Annotated in this window: 15 protein-coding genes; 7 read left to right on the forward strand and 8 right to left on the reverse strand. The window is 61.0% G+C overall.

The window, feature by feature from the left end:
- Positions 1-135 precede the first annotated feature (135 nt).
- Both DDD64_RS04085 and DDD64_RS04090 read left to right on the forward strand, forming a co-directional pair.
- Complete coding sequence (locus DDD64_RS04085) at positions 136-633, forward strand: ATP-binding cassette domain-containing protein (protein ID WP_276330027.1); 498 nt, start codon at positions 136-138, stop codon at positions 631-633.
- Positions 626-2,782 carry a hypothetical protein gene (locus DDD64_RS04090; RefSeq protein WP_276330026.1) on the forward strand — a complete coding sequence of 719 codons (2,157 nt, stop codon included), beginning with the start codon at positions 626-628 and terminating at the stop codon, positions 2,780-2,782. Before DDD64_RS04085 ends, DDD64_RS04090 begins: the two co-directional genes overlap by 8 nt.
- On the opposite strand, the gene DDD64_RS04095 is transcribed toward DDD64_RS04090, so the two are convergent.
- Entirely contained in the window at positions 2,783-3,721 is a 939-nt protein-coding gene (locus DDD64_RS04095) for a sugar kinase (protein ID WP_126135150.1), read from the reverse strand. It abuts the gene before it with no gap.
- A 330-nt stretch (positions 3,722-4,051) separates the two neighbouring features.
- Here DDD64_RS04095 and DDD64_RS04100 point away from each other — a divergent pair, with 330 nt between their 5' ends.
- The 4 genes from DDD64_RS04100 (at position 4,052) to DDD64_RS04115 (ending at position 7,262) form a co-directional block, all read left to right on the forward strand.
- A complete protein-coding gene (locus DDD64_RS04100) occupies positions 4,052-5,485 on the forward strand; it encodes a sodium/glutamate symporter (RefSeq protein ID WP_126135151.1) in 1,434 nt (477 codons plus the stop codon).
- Positions 5,486-5,630: 145 nt separating this feature from the next.
- Positions 5,631-6,131, forward strand: a complete 501-nt coding sequence (locus DDD64_RS04105) for a phage holin family protein (RefSeq protein WP_126135152.1) — start codon at positions 5,631-5,633, stop codon at positions 6,129-6,131.
- On the forward strand, positions 6,128-6,829 hold the full coding sequence (locus tag DDD64_RS04110; RefSeq protein ID WP_126135153.1) for a DUF3618 domain-containing protein: 702 nt from the start codon (positions 6,128-6,130) through the stop codon (positions 6,827-6,829). The genes DDD64_RS04105 and DDD64_RS04110 overlap by 4 nt, the downstream gene beginning before the upstream one ends.
- A gap of 157 nt (positions 6,830-6,986) precedes the next feature.
- Positions 6,987-7,262 carry a DUF3073 domain-containing protein gene (locus tag DDD64_RS04115; protein ID WP_375712906.1) on the forward strand — a complete coding sequence of 92 codons (276 nt, stop codon included), beginning with the start codon at positions 6,987-6,989 and terminating at the stop codon, positions 7,260-7,262.
- A 947-nt stretch (positions 7,263-8,209) separates the two neighbouring features.
- Here DDD64_RS04115 and DDD64_RS04120 read toward each other — a convergent pair.
- The 4 genes from DDD64_RS04120 to DDD64_RS04135 all read right to left on the reverse strand — a co-directional run bounded on the left by DDD64_RS04120 (position 8,210) and on the right by DDD64_RS04135 (position 12,782).
- Entirely contained in the window at positions 8,210-8,584 is a 375-nt protein-coding gene (locus DDD64_RS04120) for a sterol carrier family protein (protein ID WP_126135154.1), read from the reverse strand.
- Between the two features lie 178 nt (positions 8,585-8,762).
- On the reverse strand, positions 8,763-10,112 hold the full coding sequence (gene gdhA / locus DDD64_RS04125) for an NADP-specific glutamate dehydrogenase (RefSeq protein ID WP_126135155.1): 1,350 nt from the start codon (positions 10,110-10,112) through the stop codon (positions 8,763-8,765).
- Positions 10,113-10,300: 188 nt separating this feature from the next.
- Positions 10,301-11,251 (reverse strand): phosphoribosylaminoimidazolesuccinocarboxamide synthase, encoded by a 951-nt coding sequence (locus tag DDD64_RS04130; RefSeq protein WP_126135156.1) that lies wholly within the window; start codon positions 11,249-11,251, stop codon positions 10,301-10,303.
- Positions 11,252-11,498: 247 nt separating this feature from the next.
- Entirely contained in the window at positions 11,499-12,782 is a 1,284-nt protein-coding gene (locus tag DDD64_RS04135; protein WP_126135157.1) for an adenylosuccinate synthase, read from the reverse strand.
- A 233-nt stretch (positions 12,783-13,015) separates the two neighbouring features.
- Here DDD64_RS04135 and DDD64_RS04140 point away from each other — a divergent pair, with 233 nt between their 5' ends.
- The gene (locus DDD64_RS04140; protein ID WP_126135158.1) at positions 13,016-15,379 is read left to right on the forward strand and encodes a glycogen/starch/alpha-glucan phosphorylase; all 2,364 of its coding nucleotides are present in this window, start codon (positions 13,016-13,018) and stop codon (positions 15,377-15,379) included.
- Positions 15,380-16,088: 709 nt separating this feature from the next.
- Here the strand turns inward: DDD64_RS04140 and DDD64_RS04145 are convergent.
- The 3 genes from DDD64_RS04145 to DDD64_RS04155 all read right to left on the reverse strand — a co-directional run bounded on the left by DDD64_RS04145 (position 16,089) and on the right by DDD64_RS04155 (position 18,861).
- The gene (locus tag DDD64_RS04145; protein WP_126135159.1) at positions 16,089-16,745 is read right to left on the reverse strand and encodes a YesL family protein; all 657 of its coding nucleotides are present in this window, start codon (positions 16,743-16,745) and stop codon (positions 16,089-16,091) included.
- A gap of 296 nt (positions 16,746-17,041) precedes the next feature.
- On the reverse strand, positions 17,042-17,872 hold the full coding sequence (locus DDD64_RS04150; RefSeq protein ID WP_241227368.1) for a carbohydrate ABC transporter permease: 831 nt from the start codon (positions 17,870-17,872) through the stop codon (positions 17,042-17,044).
- A 146-nt stretch (positions 17,873-18,018) separates the two neighbouring features.
- Positions 18,019-18,861 (reverse strand): carbohydrate ABC transporter permease, encoded by an 843-nt coding sequence (locus DDD64_RS04155; protein ID WP_126135161.1) that lies wholly within the window; start codon positions 18,859-18,861, stop codon positions 18,019-18,021.
- Between the last annotated feature and the right edge of the window lie 73 nt (positions 18,862-18,934).

Below are 18,934 nucleotides of genomic sequence, written 5' to 3' on the forward strand. Positions count from 1 at the left end.
TTGCGGGGTATCTCCTTTCGAGGATAGGTAGGAGTTGATTCGAAAGGTACCCGCGATGGTCGCCTTTGTGTATACCGACACGAGGATCACCGCGGGATACAGATACACCACACTAACGGACGCAACCGCGTACCTATCGAATTCGGCGATAAAGAAAAACAGCGTGCATTCCGCCGGAAATTCTTTGGGGTGGTCTATCAAAATGCTGAGCTTTACGGCCCCATGAGCGCAGTGGAAAACGTTGCGCTTCCACTCCTCTTTTCCGAGGATAAAGAAGTACGGAAATATGCTATTGGCCGGGCCCGCACATTATTAGAAGAACTCGAAGTCGAATCTATCCACATCCCCGCTTCCCAGCTCTCCGGAGGGGAACGGCAACGCACATCTTTGGCCCGTGCACTCATCACCGAACCGAAGTTCATTCTTGCGGATGAACCAACCGGAAGTCTTGATGATCTCACCAAAAATCGCGTTGCGGACTTGCTCTTCGAGAAACAACGGCTCCACGGCTTCGGTATTCTTTTCGTTACTCACGATCACGAGCTGGCCCGCCAGGCCGATTCATATGCCTTCCTCACTCACCAAGGGCTCCGCGATTCCCAGCCGTCCGGAAACGGTGATGGCCATGAGTGACCCGCTTTCCGCAATTATTCGGATGCCCACCTGGAGGCGCCTCTGCCTCGCGTTTTTTGTTAGCGCTTTTATTCTGGCAGTAACCAGCATTGGCATGATTAGCGCAGGTTATAGCGGTGCCGCCCAGCGCAGCCCCATCCCCGCGGGAGTGCCAGCGCAGACCAACGCGGATACCATCGCGCTTTTCAGTTACGGCTGGGATTCTCTGGAAACTGAACAATACGGTGTTTACTACTACATCCGCACAAATGATACCGCTCCCCCACCACCTGGCTTAGATTCGTGGCCAACTCCTGGCTCAACCGCGGCTTCTCCCGAGCTTTATGAAGCCCTCCGTAGCGAGCGTGGATCTTCTTCCACCCAAAATATGGCCGTTATTGCGCCGCAGTTTTTGACACAGCCCACTGAAAAACTGGCCTACGTCTTCCCCTCCCGTGCCCAAGCCCAGCTTGATAAGTTCACTCCAATTTCGGCCTACGGCGGCAACCTGGCATCGGTGAGCGAAATGCTCAACTACCAGAATATGTGGATGTTGCAGGCCGTCTTCGCCCTCATGTTCATCCCCGCCGCCGCTCTGGGTATTTTCACCGCTGCCCGTATTGACCACCAGCGCTGGAGGGACCTATCCCGCATTTTCCGCGTCCTCGCGCTTCCCCACCGCGATTTACGCGCTCTGATTCTTCGATACGTGACGCCCAGCCTGCTGTACGGGATTGCCGGGGCGGTCATTATCCTGGCTGTCTTCTGCACGCTGCCGATCCGTCTGCCTTTCACAGGTTTCGTCACCACACCCTCCGATTACAGATCCGCGTTAATCTTGCTTCTTCTCCTCGCAACCCTCGGGCTGGTATGCGCCACATTCCTGACCGTGAGCGCCATCGCTACGCATCTGAATAAAACATCAGGAACAGCTCACCGCGGCTCAGAATTACGCTGGTATCACTATGTGTGCGCCCTGGTTTTCCTCACGATACTATGCGGGTTAATCCCCCTGGTTTCTCTCCTATCCGATATTCCCATTATTGAGCTAACAACGATCATCTACGCGGCATGCACGATTGTGGCGTGCACCGTTCTCCCCGGAACCATCACGCTTATCTCAGCGCTCACGGGCAGGCTCACCGCCGCGCTCGGAAAACGCCGCCACGCCGGCGCACTCCTCCTGGTCGGAACGGCCCTGCGCAGCGCACCACGCATGGCTGGTAAAACTGCAACAATTCTCGCCTTTGCCCTATTCTTCGTATCCCAACTTCAGTTGTGGCAGGGGACCCTGGGGCGCGATTCGCGGGGAATCGAGATATACCAGGCTCAATTCGGCCATATTCTTGAGGGGGACGACAACGCACCAGCCGTCCTCGAGCACTTCCGCACGGGTCTGGATCAGATTCCAGAAGCAACCTGGGTTCTCATGTATATGGATCGAGCCGAGAGCGGTGATCGTGAACTGACGGTCTCCGCAACAGATGAGAATCTTCGGAAACTGGGGGTTGCTGCCGGCACCGTTCATGAACTCAACACCAATTCTTCCCCTTCCGACTCAATTCTGGAACAGCGCGCGAGCCTGTTACGGGTCGAGCGAGTGTATTACACCTCCCTCACGGAAGCTCATCCGGAAAGCCGCTTAGCTCTTTATTCGGACGGAATCCACCGTTTTGACGCGAAACAGGTCATCAACCTTGGCCGGAGCGTCGCACCTTTTTACAGGTTTGACACTCCCGCTTCTTCCTCAGTGATCGGATCACAACGTCTCATCCACCAGGGGCACTGGCTGACATTCGCCACGGTAGGAGGATGTATTCTCCTCACCTTAGCCACTCTCATCTGGACAGCTTCTCAAGCACGACTGAAGCCAGAGGAATGCGGCCCACTTGCCATAAGCAATGTTCCTCGCTCTGCCGCTCGCAGACTCACAATGTCCAGATTTATGGTTCCGGTGTGGATCGCCATCGCGCTCTCCTTCCCCATGACCTACGTTTTTGGCTATATCCACATTGACCCGCTTTTCGGCGTAACTATCCCCTGGCCGGCACTCTTAGCAAGTGCGGCATGCGTGGTGCTGTGTGCCTGGATCATCGGTCACTACGTGGCTAGGGCGTCCGCGAATACCGCGGACGCCTGGACTCCCGGCAGGAGCCAAGGTGAGCTTTAGCTAGCGCGCCACTTCGCCGCCGGAGATCTCCGCGATGGTGAGTTCTTCGCGGGTGGGCCCGCCTTCCCAGTCCCCGATGGTTCCCACTGCGAAGGCTCCCAGCAGGTGCCCGCGATCCAGGCGTTCCGCGAAGGAGAGCCCCTCGAGCCACCCGGAAAGATAACCAGCCACGAAAGCATCGCCAGCCCCGATGGTATCCACCACGGTGACCCGCCGCCCCGGTCGTTCCACCGACTCGGTGGGGGTGGTCACGCGCGCCGTCGTCGAATCTTTCCACACTACTTCCGCAACGCCCCAGTCCAGCAGGCGCTGAGTTGCCGCGGCCACCCCGGATTCACCGGTGAGCAGCTCCAGTTCCTCCGTGCCGCCGAAAACCACATGCGCCCCGCGCGCGATCTGCGCGAGCACCGGGGCTGCGTCCGTGGCATCCCAGAGCCGGGAACGGAAATTAACGTCAAAGGAGACCGGCACCCCGCGCTCCCCGGCCAGTTCCACCGCGAGCATCGCGGCAGCACGCGCCTCCTCCCCGAGCGCCGGAGTGATACCCGTCAGGTGCACAATTTTCGGCTCCAGATCAAACATGGCGCGAATCTGCGCGGCGGTAATGAGGCGCCCGGCGGAGAACTTACGGTGGTAATCCACCGCAAAAGTCCCCAACCCCGCATGGCGCGAAACTAGCACCCCGGTAGGCGCGGTGGTGATCTGGCGGGCGTGATCCCAGCGCACGCCCTCGCCGCGCAGGGTACGCATAATCATGTAGCCAAACAGATCCTTGCCGACGCTCCCGACCCAGGCGGTGGAATGCCCCAGCCGCGCCATCCCGATGGCAACATTCGTTTCCGCACCGCCGAACGACGCGCGCGGCCGCGCTCCGATCTGCGGGGATTCCGTGAAGGTGAGAGCCCCCATCGATTCGCCAAAAGTCACCAGATCCGTCATATTTTTCCTCCTTGACGACGACGCCGCCCGCGCCCCGCAGCCCCGGCCTTGTGCGCCGGCGCAGCTCACGTGGCGGTCACCATAGCCATCATATCGAGGGGGAGCACGCGCGGGAGGAGAGGCCCGGCGTCGTCGTTAATAAAGGGAAAAGCACGCGGAGCACGCCGCCACGAGACGCAACCACCCGCGTGAAACTCAGCACATCACAGCTCCCGGCGCCCCACGTAACTAAAACATCACGGGAGTTTTACTGTATCTTTACCAATGGGAGGAGGTTCCACGCACCTCTCCCGTCAGCTTCGCGCAACTATCGCAACCGTAGGAGGGACGATGAACGCATATACGCCGTGGACCATGCTGGTCGACGCCGGAATGATTGGCCTGCTGCTCGCCATTGGGGTGTTCCTGCGCGCCCGGGTGAAGTGGCTGCAGAATATGCTGGTTCCCGCCTCGGTGATCGCCGGTGCGCTGGGGCTGCTGCTCGGCCCGAATGTGCTCGGGGCGGTAGCGAAAAGCCGCGGCTGGCATATCGGCTCCTGGCAGGTGACCGGGATCCCCTTCTCCGAACACATGGGCACCTACGCCTCGATTCTTATCGTCATTGTGTTCGCCTGCATGGCTCTCACCGATGATTTCGATATCCGCAAAGTCAATAAAGCGGTAGGCGGCTTCGCGTCCTACGGGGTGCTTATGTACGGGGCGCAGGTGGCGCTCGGCATGGCCTTCGCGCTGTTGTTCCTCACCCCGGTACTCGGTTCGCCGGACGTACTGGGAATTATGCTTTTCACCGGCTGGGCCGGCGGCTTCGGAACCGCCGCGGCCGTGGGCAATATTTACGCGGAAAACGGGCAGCCGGAAGTGGCGTCGCTGGCCTTTACCTCGGCCACGGTCGGACTGCTGGTCGGGGTGATCGGTGGGATTATCCTCGCGAAATTCGGGGCGCGGCGCGGGCAGGCCAAGGCCTTCCGCGGCATGGAGTCCCTACCCGATGAACTCCGCACCGGGGTGCTCGACGCCAATAAACGCCGCCCGGCGCTGGGCTACCACACCTTCTCCGGCGGCTCGATTGAAACGCTTTCCTTCGAGGTGGGGATTGTGAGCCTGGTAGCGGTGGCCGGCTACGGCATCGGCCAGCTCCTCAAGCATCTTTTCCCCGGCATTTCCTTCCCGCTTTTCGCCATCGCCTTCCTGGTGGGCATCGTGGTGCGCATCGTTATGAACGGGGTTGGGGCATCCCACCTGCTCGACGCGGGCACCCTGCGCTCGGTATCCGGGCTGTGCACGGACATTCTTATCGTGTGCGGTATCGCGTCGATTCGGCCGGAATTTGTATCTGATCACGTCCTCGCTCTCGGGCTCCTCTTCCTCTTCGGCCTTATCCTGTGCACGTCCTTAGGGCTGGTGGTGGCCCCGCGGCTCATGGGCGAAGGCTGGTTCGAACGCCAGCTCTTCACCTGGGGCTGGGCCACCGGCTCGGTCTCCACCGGCCTGGCGCTGCTACGCATCGTGGACCCCAAGCTGGAATCGGGCACCATCGAGCAATTCGGTTACGCCTACCTACCCGTGGTGCCGGTGGAGATTTCGGCGGTATCCTTCGTGCCGGTGATGGCGCTGGCCGGTATGGGATGGGCCGTGGTGGGCGTCTGGGGCGCCATCGCGGTGCTCGGGCTGCTGGGCGGCTGGTGGGTGGTGCGTTCCGGGCACGCGAATACCCACGGCGAACCCGGGCCGGTGGGGACCCTGGGTACCGGGTTTACCGGCTAGGCGGCCCGCGCCGATGCGAGGGCGCAAAACCGCCGCGCCCTCGCTCAGGAAGAAATTTTCCGCCGTCCGTTATCTATTTAAAGCTTTCTCGGGCACACTAGAATGTATCTATCGCCACGTTATTGGCCGACGCAAAGGGGATGTGATGGCGCAAAAAGATGTTGAGAACGCACGGGCAAGCACCACCGGGCCGCTTCCGGGCTCCGGCTACGTGGCGTCCTCCTCCGAAGAAGCACGGGCCGCGGCGGCGCGCGAACCGAACCGCCGCACCGTGGGCGAATTGTTCTCCTCCGCCACGGCGCAATTCTCCACCCTGGTTCGTGATGAAATTCAGTACACCCAGGCCAGCCTCAAGCACAAAGTCCTCAACCTCGGGATGGGCGGGGTGTTCCTCGCCGTGGCCGGCGTGCTGGCCTTGTTTATGTTCGGTTTCCTGCTGCACGCGGCGGCCGCCTTCTTCGCGATGGTCTTTGGTGGGCGCTGGTGGGCCGGCTACCTGATGGTCGCGGGAATTCTGCTCCTTATTATTGCGGTGCTCGCGCTGCTGGGCCTCCTCAAGCTCAAGAAATCCGGAAAGTATCCAACTAATCTTGTTGGCGGCCTGAGCAAGGACGTCGACGCCGTGAAGAAAGGCCTGTCGAAGTGAGCGCTTCCGATAACCGTAAACCTGAAGATATCCAGCGCGATATCGAGCGCACTCGCGCGGAGCTCACCGCCACGGTGAATGAGCTGGTTGACCGCCTCGATCCGCGCACGAATATCAAAAACGCAACAGACGCCGCGAAGGACAAGATGGCTTCCACCACGGCCACCCTGAAAGATAAGGCTGCCGCGTTTGCTGAGGCCGCGAAGGATAAAACTGCTGCTTTCACCGAGAGCGCCAAGAGCACCGCGGCCGACGCCTCTGCCAAGGCCTCCGATTTCGCGCACACCGCGAAGGCGAAGGTAAGCGACCTGGCCGATTCCGCGAAGGAACACTTCGCCGGCGCGGGTGCCAGTGCCGGGGGCGTTGATGACTGCGGCCCGTGCGGTTGCGGTTGTGCCGATTCTGACGCAGCGGTTGCGGAATGCGAATGCGGCGGAGCTTGCGGCGGCGATGGCGCGTGTGAGTGCGGTGGCGGTGCGTGCGGTGGCGCGCATCATTACGACGACGCCGCAGCTGGCCACGGGTGCTCGGGCCATTGTTCCGCGGCCCATCTCTCCCCCCGCCAGGTAGTTCAAGATGTCATTGACGATGCTCGGCGGGGGGAACAAACCGGCCTCGCCGTGGTAGCTGGCCTCGGGATTGCCGCCTTGGGTGCGGCCACGCTGCTGGGCGGTGTTCTCTTCAAGCGTGGCGCGTGACACCTGTCGCGCGGCTCGCCCGATATTTATAGGCCATCTACCTGGGAAAGGTGAGGAGCGCCGTACTATTTCCGCGTATGTCACATAGCCATCTATGGGCTACAGCGGCTAATATAGGTCACGAAATAGTAAACCGGGCTAGAAGAGCCCAGATGAGATGAAGGGGGTCGAGCTCATGGGGCGCGGCCGTCAGAAGGCTAAGCAGCGTAAGGTAGCCCGGAATCTCAAGTACTTTACACCGGATACTGATTACGCCGCTCTCGAACGTGAGCTGGGTATTAATCGTGATGCGCGCCAGGAATCCCACTACGATTCCTCGGATGATCCGTACGCTCGTTACGCAGACTACGCAGATTACAACGAGTCAGATGACAATGACGATGACTGGGCGGACGATTACGATCCGAACAATATTCCACCAGCCACCAAATAGGTACTCATTCCTTTAACGGACGTGCCGGCAGCCCCGAGGCTGCCGGCACAGTTGTTTCCAGAGAGCTAGGCGGCTTTCCCGTAAGCGGGCTTTCCCACAAGCCGGGTTCCCCATAAGCCGGATTTCCCGTGGCAGGTTTGCCGTGGGCCGATTCGCCGTGGAATATCTCTCCGACGAGATTATGCCCCGCGAGTTAACCTTCCCGCGAGCTACACCCCGCGGCCCGCAGAGAACCCGAGCAGCTCTCACCAGACATCGCTGCCTCCGCCAGCATACGCTCCACCGAAACAACAAAATGCAACGGCAACTACATTAACTTTTCTAAATCATGCGCTGACGTTGCTTTCTGTGAGCCCCCACGCTGAGGCGTTGCATTCTGTAAGGCCCCGCGCTGAGATGTCGCATTCTGGAAAGACCCCGTGATAGAACGTTGCTTTTCAGGAGGCCTTGTACCAAGAGGTTGCATCTTGCGAGCCAAACCGCCGAGACGCTACTTTTTACGTGGCCCCATGCCGGGACGTTACTTTCTATTCACTACCGCCACAGGGCGTTGCTTTTTGTGAAACCGACGGCGGCACTAACCACGCACCATCACCCCAACTCACAAAGTGGTACTGGAGCTACAACCAACACCCGATTCCCTGTCAGCTAGTACCACTTTATAAAAGCCGATGTCGTACAGGACCACTTTGCCCTCACCTCACAGGACAGAGCCTCCTACCAACTCACCAAACTAGACCTCCCCAACCCCACCAACCCACCACACCAGCGAAGCAGAGTCTTTTTCCAGGGTGTACTTCGCATGTACGACATCCGCACTACACCCCAAACAACACATACCAGCCCCGCAGGGCTTCGTGTGACTATTGCAGCTTGTGAGGCTTGTGAGGCTTGTGGGATTCCCGCAGGCGATCCACATCTTCGACGCGGCGCTCCACGCCCTCGGCTCAGCGAGCCGAGCCTGCCACATGCACCAGCGGGAGAAACTCGGATAGGTTCGCACGGGTCCCCGATGCGTCTACCCGCCCGGAAGCCACGGCATCGTCCCAACCCAGGGTACCCACGCACAGTCCCAGGAACGTAGCAGCATCGCATTCGACCACATTCGGCGGGGTACCGCGCCGATGGCGCACCCCGGCGACCGCCTGCACCGCCCCAACATAGGGAACCCGGATTTCCACCGCATGCCCGGGATGCCGGTCGGCAAGCTCCTCGAGAAGGAAACGCACAGCTGTGCGTGATTCGCCCGCACCCAGCTCCTCACCTGCGCAAAAACGGGCGAGGAGGGGCAGCGCGTCCGCGCTATCGATTTTTCGTGTCACGTCTCTACTGTACGACGCCCGGGAGGACGACGATGCAAGGTACGACGGCGCCACCGCTAGCGCGCTGGACATGCGCCGGGCAGATGCTACGAGCGCGCCGAACTCCGCGCCGGCCGCCCCGCCACGCGCCACAACCAGCATCCGCCACCGCGAGCGCACTGCGCCACGCACGGCGCTCTTAGATCACGCCTTGCGCGATCATCGCCTCTGCGACCATCTCAAAGCCCGCGGCATTGGCACCTACCACGTAGTCACCTTCGTGGCCGTAGCGGGCGGCGGCATCCAGGGCGGTGTCGTGGATATCGCGCATGATGTCGTGCAGTTTGGCATCCACTTTCTCGAAGCCCCAGCTTTGCCGTGCGGAATTCTGCTGCATTTCCAGGGCGGAGGTGGCTACCCCGCCGGCGTTCGCGGCCTTGCCGGGGGCGAAGAGCACGCCGTTCTCCTGGAGGAGGTGGGTGGCTTCCAGGGTGGTCGGCATATTCGCGCCTTCCACTACCGCACGCACTCCCCCGTCGAGGAGCTGGCGCGCATCAACCTCATTGAGCTCGTTCTGGGTGGCACACGGGAAAGCAATATCCGCGTGAATCCCCAGCTCAGCCAGGTTCCACACCTTCGCCCCGGCCTGGTATCGGGCCCCGGGGCGCTGCGCCGCGTAATCAGAGACCCGCCCGCGCAGATCTTCCTTAATATGGCGGAGAAGCTCGACGTCGATGCCGGCGTCGTCGTACACCATCCCGGAAGAATCCGAGGCGGTGACCACACGCGCGCCCAGCTGCTGCGCCTTCGCGATCGCGTACAGCGCGACGTTCCCGGAACCGGATACCACCGCGGTGCGCCCGTCCAAGCTTTCCCCGCGCGCGGCGAGCATGGCGTCGGCGAAATAGACGGCGCCGTAACCGGTGGCTTCGGTGCGCGCGAGCGATCCGCCGAAGCCGAGCCCTTTGCCGGTGAGCACGCCGGCGTCGAAGCTATCGCGGATGCGGCGGTACTGGCCGAAAAGATAGCCGATTTCGCGCCCGCCCACGCCGATGTCGCCCGCGGGAACATCGACATCCGGGCCGATGTGGCGCTGCAGCTCGGTCATGAAGGACTGGCAGAAACGCATGACTTCGTTATCGCTTTTACCCTTGGGGTTGAAGTTCGCGCCACCCTTGGCGCCGCCGATGTGCTGGCGGGTCAGCGCGTTCTTGAAGATCTGCTCGAAGCCGAGGAATTTGAGCATGCCCAGGTAGACGGTGGGGTGGAAGCGCAAGCCGCCCTTGTAGGGCCCGAGCGCGGAGTTGAATTGCACCCGGTAACCTTTGTTGACGCGAATTTTGCCGGCGTCATCCACCCACGGCACCCGGAAAGCGATAATGCGTTCGGGTTCGACCAGCCGTTCCAGGATGGCCTGGTCGGCGTACTCGGGGTGAGCATCGAGAACCGGCGCAATGGAATCGAAAACTTCGCGTACGGCCTGATGGAATTCGGGTTCGCCCGGGTTCGCGGCGATGACCTGATCGTAAACTTTATTCGCGTAATGCATATCAAAATGGTAAAACGTCCGGGCGCTTTCGCGGTATGATTTCGAACCGCGAACACTACTCCGCGGTGCACGTCACATTTAGGTACGGTGTGCGTGTGGTTCGTGAAGCACGACGACGCCGCCCCGGCCAACCGGAACCCTGGCGAGCGCAGCGAACGCGGGGTGCGCCCCGCGCGCGGCAGCCGCACCTAGCGCCCGGGCCAGCGCTCCCCGGTGAGCATTTCGCAAACGCGCAGGTAGCGGTCGCGGATATCAGCCACAACGCTGGCAGGGAGAGCCGGCGGCTGGGTGCCCTGCTCCGCATTCCACCCGGATTGCGGGGACATGAGCCAGACCTGGGCCGCGTCCTTATCGAAGGAACGCAGCGCTTCCGGGGTGGGCAGTACCTCCCCGGATTTCACCGCGCGGTATTCGGTGGACAGCCAGTAGTGGGCGGTATCCGGCGTGAAGGCTTCGTCGGCCAGGATGAGCCGACTGGATCCGGCATCCATATCCGTACCGAATTCCAGCTTGGCATCGGCAAGCACCAGCCCGCGGGCCAGCGCGATGGCGTGGGCGTGTCGGTAAAGGTTGAGAGCCAGAACGCGCACCCGCTCCGCGGTACCCTCCCCCACGCGCCGCATAAATTCCTCCCACGGAATGGGGATATCCGGGCAGCCCGGCCGGCGCTTTTCCGCAATTCCGACCCACGGTAGTTCCAGCTTGGCGCCCACTTCGATGGCGCCGTCGTACGGCATGGCATCGAGCGTGCCGAGGGTCCCGAGCGAGCGCACCGCGCCCGCGGTCAGATAGCCGCGCACCATCACTTCGTAGGGGAGCATGCGCAGGGCCCGCACCAGGATCCCGCGCGCGGCGATATCCCGCGGGACGCCGCCGGGTAGGTAGTGGCTTTCTGCGATGTCCCCGGTGCGGTCGAACCACCAGCGGGCAATCCGGGTGAGGATTTCGCCCTTGTCTGGAATGAATGTGGGAACAACGTGGTCGAAAGCAGCGATACGATCCGAGGCCACAATGAGATAGGTATCCATCCCGGCCATCGCACCCCCGGGCACGGGCCGGTATAGATCGTGCACCTTCCCGGAATAGGTGCGTTGCCATCCCCGAATGGGGACAAGGCTACCTGTGGTGTATGTAGACATTCCCGCCCCTCAATCTCTTCACGCGGGAGGCTCCTTCGCGTTCCCGCTCCGGTGCTGCATGAGGGGCCGCCGCGGGCTCCGCGTAGCACATCGCAGCCCGACGGTGATCCTCCCCACACAACGTTCTTTCCTTATAGTAAAGGAATCTTTACCACCTGCCCTGGGAGCTAAGTCACCTATAGCACATTTACGCAGGTCAGACCGGGTAAAGTGCGACGGCGCCAAGCTCAGCCAAACTCAACGAAGCTCAGCCAAGCAGATCGTGGAGCACGATCGTCTGTTCGCGATCCGGCCCCACTCCGATGAGCGAGAAGCGGCAGCCGGCCATCTCCTCCAGCCAGCGCACGTAGCTTTGCGCATTGGCGGGCAGGTCCGCGAATTCGCGCACCGTGGAGATGTCCTCGGTCCAGCCGGGGTGGTACTCGTAAACAGGCTTAGCGTTAGCGAAATCCCAGGTGTCGATGGGGAATTCGTGGACGCGCTGGCCGTCAATCTCATAGCCCACGCACACCGGGATCTGTTCCACGCCGGTGAGCACATCGAGCTTGGTGAGAACCAGGTCCGTTAGGCCATTGACCCGCACCGCGTAGCGGGTCACCGGGGCGTCATACCAGCCGCAGCGGCGCGGGCGCCCGGTAGTCACGCCGTATTCGCCGCCCGCTTCGCGCAGCCAATCGCCGGTATCTCCGTGCAGCTCAGTGGGGAACGGACCTTCGCCCACGCGGGTGGCATAGGCCTTGACGATGCCCACCACCCGGTCAATGCGAGTCGGGCCCACCCCACTGCCGGTGACCGCCCCGCCGGCCGTAGCATTCGAAGAGGTCACGTAAGGATAGTTGCCGTGGTCAATATCCAGGAGGGTGGATTGCCCACCTTCAAAAACGACCGTCTTGCCGTCATCAAGGGCCTGGTTGAGTTCACGCGAGGCGCTAATCATCATGGGCGCGAGGCGTTCCCCGTAGGCGAGGAGCTCGGTGAGCACGTCGTCGACGTTAATCTCCGCACGCCCCAGGGCCCGCAACACCAAGTTTTTCTGCGCCACCGCGGTCTCTACCTGCCCGCGCAAACGCCGCGGGTGCACGAGGTCCACGATGCGAATCCCCACCCGGTTCGCCTTATCCGCGTAGGTGGGGCCGATACCGCGCCCGGTGGTGCCGATTTTGCCGTCGCCGAGGACTTCCTCGTTGAGGCGGTCAAACATTTTCGTGTACGAGGTGATGACGTGCGCGTTTCCGGCGATGCGGAGGTTTTTCGTGGAGATGCCGCGCGATTCCAGCTCCGCCATTTCCGCGAAAAGAGCTTCGGGATCAACGACGACGCCGTTGCCAATCACCGAGATGCAATCTGAATTGAGAATGCCGGACGGGAGGAGGTGGAGAGCGAATTTCTGGCCATCCACGCTGACCGTATGGCCGGCATTATTACCCCCGTTAAATTTCACAACATAATCGGCACGCTGGCCGAGCTGGTCAGTTGCCTTGCCTTTTCCTTCGTCGCCCCACTGGACGCCGAGAATAATGACCGCGGGCATAGTATCTAATCTCCTCGTTATATCAAACAGGTGTAAAGAGCTCCGCCACCCGTGCCATCGTGCGGCTGCCATGCCGCCACCGTTGGCACCCAGGCCCCAGACCCTCGGGCGAACGTCCCGCTTTACTACACAATAATAACCGCCACAGCCCAACCGGGGCATCTATTCACATTTTCGCAAGGTTTCTCGGCTAGGATAGAGAAGGCACGTGCCCGAATATTTCGAGGAGCAAAATGTCTGAACTGACTCAACCACTCGGGGCTTTTACCCGTTCGGTATCCGGTGTCTCGACCTCCGGATCCTCCCTACGTGATTACTGGGAGGGGCTGTCCGAGCTCACCATGAGCCGGCTGGCCGATAACTGGGAAGCCACCACCAAGAAATACCGGGAGGGTCAGCGCGCCAGCTACTTCTCCGCGGAATTCCTCATGGGGCGCGCACTTCTCAATAATCTCGTCAATCTTGGCCTGGTGGAAGATGCCCGTAAGGCCCTGGAAGATTACGGTCTCAACCTCACCGATGTGCTCGATGAAGAACCCGATGCCGCGCTCGGTAACGGTGGGCTGGGGCGCTTGGCCGCCTGTTTCATGGATTCGTGCGCTACCCTCAATTTCCCCGTGGTCGGCTACGGGATTCTCTACCGCTACGGCCTGTTCAAGCAGAGCTTCGTGGATGGTTTCCAGAAAGAAGAGCCGGATCCGTGGATGGAAAACGGTTCTCCGTTCGTGGTGCGCCGGGAGGCGGAAGCCAAGCACGTGAAGTTCGCGGATATGGATGTGCGCGCGGTTCCTTATGATATGCCGATCACCGGCTACGGCACCGCGAATGTCAATACCCTGCGCCTGTGGAAGGCGGAGCCCCTCGAAGAATTCGATTACGATGCCTTCAACTCTCAGCGTTTCACCGATGCGATTGTGGAACGCGAGCGCGTGAATGACCTGTGCCGGGTGCTCTACCCGAATGACACCACCTACGAAGGCAAGGTGCTGCGGGTGCGCCAGCAGTACTTCTTCTGCTCGGCTTCCCTCCAGTGCCTGATCGCGGAACATAAGGAAGCCCACGGGGATATCCGTTCCTTCGGGGAATACAACTCTATCCAGCTCAATGACACCCACCCGGTGCTCGCCATTCCGGAGCTCATGCGTCTGCTCATGGATGAGGAAGGCTTGGGCTGGGAGGATGCCTGGAAGATTGTTTCCCAGACGTTCGCCTACACCAACCACACGGTGCTGGCCGAAGCGCTGGAGACGTGGGAAACCTCGATTTTCACCAAACTTTTCCCGCGTATTTACGACATCGTGGCGGAAATGGATCGCCGTTTCCGTGCGGAGCTGGCGGAGGCCGGTTTCCACCCGGGCAAGATCGAGTACATGGCTCCGCTTTCCGGCGGACTCGTTCATATGGCCTGGATCGCGTGCTACGCGTCGTTCTCTATTAACGGGGTGGCCGCGATCCACAGTGAGATCCTCAAGCGCGATACTCTCCACGACTGGTACGACATCTGGCCCGAACGTTTCAATAACAAGACGAATGGGGTGACTCCGCGCCGCTGGCTGCATAATTGCAATCCGCGCCTGGCCGCGCTGCTCACCGAAGTGCTCGGGGATGATTCCTGGGTGACGGATCTGGATAAGCTGGCCACCATTGAGGAACGCGGGAATGCTGATATTTACCGCCGTCTCATGGAGATCAAGGCGGAAAATAAGCGTGATTTCGCGCGTTGGATTAAGCGCCGCGACGGCATCGACATTCCCACCGACGCTATTTACGACACGATTATTAAGCGCCTGCACGAATACAAGCGCCAGCTTATGAACGCGCTGTACATCCTCGATCTGTACTTCCGGATTAAGGACAATCCCAGCATGGAAGTCCCGCCGCGGGTCTTCATTTTCGGGGCGAAGGCCGCGCCGGGGTACAAGCGCGCCAAGGCGATTATCAAGTTCATCAACGAAGTGGCGAAGCTCGTGAATAACGACGCCGATACGCGCGGGAAGATCACCGTGCTCTTCGTGGAGAACTACAATGTTTCACCGGCCGAGCATATTATTCCGGCCACCGATATTTCCGAGCAGATTTCCCTGGCCGGGAAGGAAGCTTCGGGTACCGGCAATATGAAGTTCATGATGAACGGCGCGCTGACGCTGGGCACCATGGACGGAGCCACGGTGGAAATTGTGGACGCCGTGGGTGAAGAAAACGCCTATATTTTCGGGGCTCGCGAAGAGGAGCTGCCGGAATTGCGGGCGCGCTACAACCCGCGTGAACAGTACGAAACCGTGCCCGGCCTCAAGCGGGTGCTTGACGCCCTGGTGGACGGCACCGTGAGCGACGGCGGGACCGGCGAATTCCACGACCTCCTCGGGTCTTTGCTGGACGGTTCTTCGTGGGAGACTCCGGACGTGTACTACGTCCTTGGCGATTTCGCTGATTACCGGGCCACGCGTGATCGGATGGCCGCGGATTACGCCAACCAGGAAGAGTGGGGCCGCAAGGCGTGGATCAATATCTGCCGCTCGGGCCGCTTCTCCTCCGACCGCACCATCGCGGATTACGGCCGCGATATCTGGGGCGTGGAGGCGACGCCGATTAAGTAGCGCGGGCGCTGCGTGAGCTGCGGCGCGAACTAAGCGGGCGGCGGGTGTGCTGATTCTGGCACACCCGCCGCCCGTATGTGTATATGCGCTTATCTACTTCGGGCACATCAGGATTGCCCGCTATCAATGTTCATACGCAGGAGACTTCTTATGTTTAAGAACGACGACGCCGTGCCTCTTTCCCGCCCCTAGGGTGCATAGCGCAAACCCAGAACAGAAAAACCGCCGCAACCGTGCCTCAACTTGCACTACGTGATGATGGGTGGCACGCTGCCGGCTCGCGAGGCTCCCCAGACCTCACGGACCTCACAAATTTCAATAGCCGCATGAAACTCGGAATTCACACGAGCACCTGCCGGGGCAGTATGTGTTTTCAGAGCTGTACTGCATCTGTCATACATGAGAAGTACACCCCAGAAAAAGTACCCTCTACCCTCTACCCCCCTGCCCCTCCCCACCAGAGTTGCGAGTATGGCTCAGCAGGTGGGCATCGGAGTGGTACCGGAGAGCTGCGAGCGGCGTTCACATATGTGGACTGCGCAGAGTGGTGCAGGGGAACCCCGGCCCACACAAAGTGGTACTGGAGAACACCAGGCTGCGCAAAGTGGTACCACACAACAGGAAACCGGGTATTGATTGTAGCTCCAGTACCACTTTGTGAGCTGGCCCGGCGTGATGATGGGCGGCTGCCTGAGGCTTTCGCATTGGATTAGCCTTCGGCTTCGGTGAGGAGATCATCGAGTACCGGGCGTTGCAGCCAGGCCGTGAGGTAGAGCGGCACACTCAGCCCGGCCAACGCCAATGCCCAGAAGATGGCCAGGCGCGAAACCGGCGCATAAAGCCAGGCCAGCGGGAGCGCCACCCCGGCCGCTACGCACGCGGCCGTGCGTAGCGGCCGGGTGATGGCGAGGAGCACCGCGTTACCTAAGTGTTCCAGGAAGGCGTTGGAGAAGAATGCCTGGAGCGTCACCAGCCAGACCAGCACGGCAAGCACGAGTAGCAGCGCCACGATAATGAGGCCGGAGAGGATGCCGGCTAAGCGCGGATCCGCGGCGAGAGTCGGGCCGGCCAGGCCAGAGAGCCAGCGGTTTTCCCACCAAGCCAACCCGAGCAGGCCGAGAGTGGGCAGCCACCAGGCCAGCGACGGGAGGAAAGCCGCGCGCACGTGCTGCCACCAGAGGCGCCACGGGCGGGGCGCCTCGCCGCGGAGCAGCTGGGCGCTCACTCGCGCGGAGGCCACCAGGCTGGCTCCCCCGCTCACCACCGGGAGCAACCCGAGCAGCGTCATGATATTAAGCTCCACCAGGACGACGGCATCGGAAAGTCCGCGCTGGAAGGGCGAATCAGGATCGAATATCCGGCGCATACATCTCCTTCGGTTGGTGGCACATCAGCTGGCATAAAGAGTGCCGGGCGAATCGGCCGGGGCGGGATCCGGCGCGTAGCGCGTGGAATACGCGCTCGGGGCCCGGCGCGAACCGCGCGAAACACCCGCTCGGCGCCCGGCGCGAAGCGCGTGGAGCACACACCCGGCGCTCGTGACCAAAGCACCACACAGCCAAAGCACCACGTGGCCGATTTACGGCGCCGCGCTCCCGGTATCGGGGGCGCGGCGCCGCGTCGTCGTCGTGCTTCATGGTGCCCCGCACGAACGGCGGGCACCTACCCCTTGACGGAACCTGCCGCAACGCCTTCCACAATATAGCGCTGCGCAAAGAGGTAGAAAATAATAATGGGGATAATGGCGAGCACCAGCACCGCCATCTGGGCCCCCAAATCCTTATTTCCGTTCGAGCCCACCAGGAATTGGATCACCACCGGGACGGTCCGATAGGCCTCCTCTCGCCCGATCACGAGGTTCGGCAGCAGGAAGTCGTTCCAGATCCACATGGTGTTGAGGATCGCGACCGTGACCGCCGTGGGCTTGAGCATGGGCATGACCACCTGGAAGTAGGTCTTGAACGGCCCGGCGCCGTCAATGGACGCCGCCTCTTCAATTTCGCCGGGAATCGACCGCACGAAGCCCGCGAAAATAAATACCGAGAGCCCCGCCCCGAAACCGAGGTACAGCACGATCAGGCCCCACGGCGAGGACAGCCCCAGCTTGTCCGCGATTTTCACGGTCGGGAACATAACCATCTGGAATGGCGCCACCATGGAGAACACCAGCAGGTAGTACAGCAGCGACGTCCACCAGCTCCGCACCCGCGCCAGGTAGTAGGCCGTCATCGCGCAGAAGAACACAATGACCAGCACCGAGGCCACCGTCACGAAGAAGGACCAGCCCAGGGCCCGCATAAAGCCCGAAAGGTTCAGCGCGGTCTGGTAATTATCTATCCCGGCGAAGGTTTCACCGGCCGGGAGGCTAAAGGGGTCGTCCGAGATGAAGAAACGCCCCTTGAAAGAATTGACGAGGATGAAGAGCAGCGGCACCACGTAAATAAGGGAAAGAATCCCGAGGAATCCCACCGCCGCCCAGCGTCCGGGCGTCATGCGTACCCGGTGGCGCGGGGCCTTGAGCTTCGGTTTCGCCGCGGGATCGGCGCCGCGTACGTCCGTGCGTGTTTCCGTGCGCGTATCCGCGGGAACGACGGCGCGCTTGGACTCAGCGGCGACGGCGCGTTTGCCAGTTTCGGTACTCACAGGTCCACCTCCTTCGTGCGGGTGGCGCGCAGCTGAATAAGCGCAATCGAGGACACAATGAGGAAGAAGATCACGGCTTTGGCCTGCGATACTCCTTGCTGCCCGACCTGCTCATACATGCTCTTGACGATATTGAGCGCCGCCATTTCGGTTTCCCGCATGGGGGCGCCGTTCGTGAGCGCCAAGTTTTGGTCGTAAATCTTGAAGGTATTCGCCAGAGTCAAGAAGAGGCAGATCGTAATCGAAGGCATCATCATGGGGATGGTGACCGAACGGAGGGTGCGCCACCGCCCGGCGCCGTCGATCTGTGCGGCTTCGTTGAGCTCAGCGGGCACATTCTGGAATCCGGCGATATAGATGATCATCATGTAGCCGATCATCTGCCAATTGACCAGCAAGATGAGGCCGATGAATCCGTATTTCGCGTCGTTGACCAGCGTGGTTCCGTAATTGGAGAGGACCGCGTTGAGGAGTGACTGCCAGGTGTAGCCCAGCACGATCCCGCCGATGAGATTCGGCATGAAGAAGATCGTGCGATAGAAATTCGTGGCGGGCAGCTTCTGCGTGAGCAGATACGCCAAGAAGAACGCGATGATATTAACGCTGATAATAGACACAATCGCCACCGAGGCGGTGAAGATCAAAGCCCCGACGTAATTTTGTTGCTCCGTGAAGGCATTGACGTAATTTTGCACGCCCACCCAGGTGGCATCATCAAGCGTGGTGAAATTCGTAAACGAAAGATAAATACCAATAAAGAACGGGGCGAGGAAAGCTATCCCGAACGCCACGTACGTGGGCCCCACGAAGGCAAGCCCGTGTTTTTTCAATGTTCTCATGAGAAACCCCCTGTGACACGCGGGGCCCACCGCGATGGTGAGCCCCGCGCCTCACCTCAGGCAAGGCAGGTGT

It is taken from the genome of Actinotignum sanguinis (assembly GCF_003957255.1).
GTDB classification, from domain to species: Bacteria; Actinomycetota; Actinomycetes; order Actinomycetales; family Actinomycetaceae; genus Actinotignum; species Actinotignum sanguinis.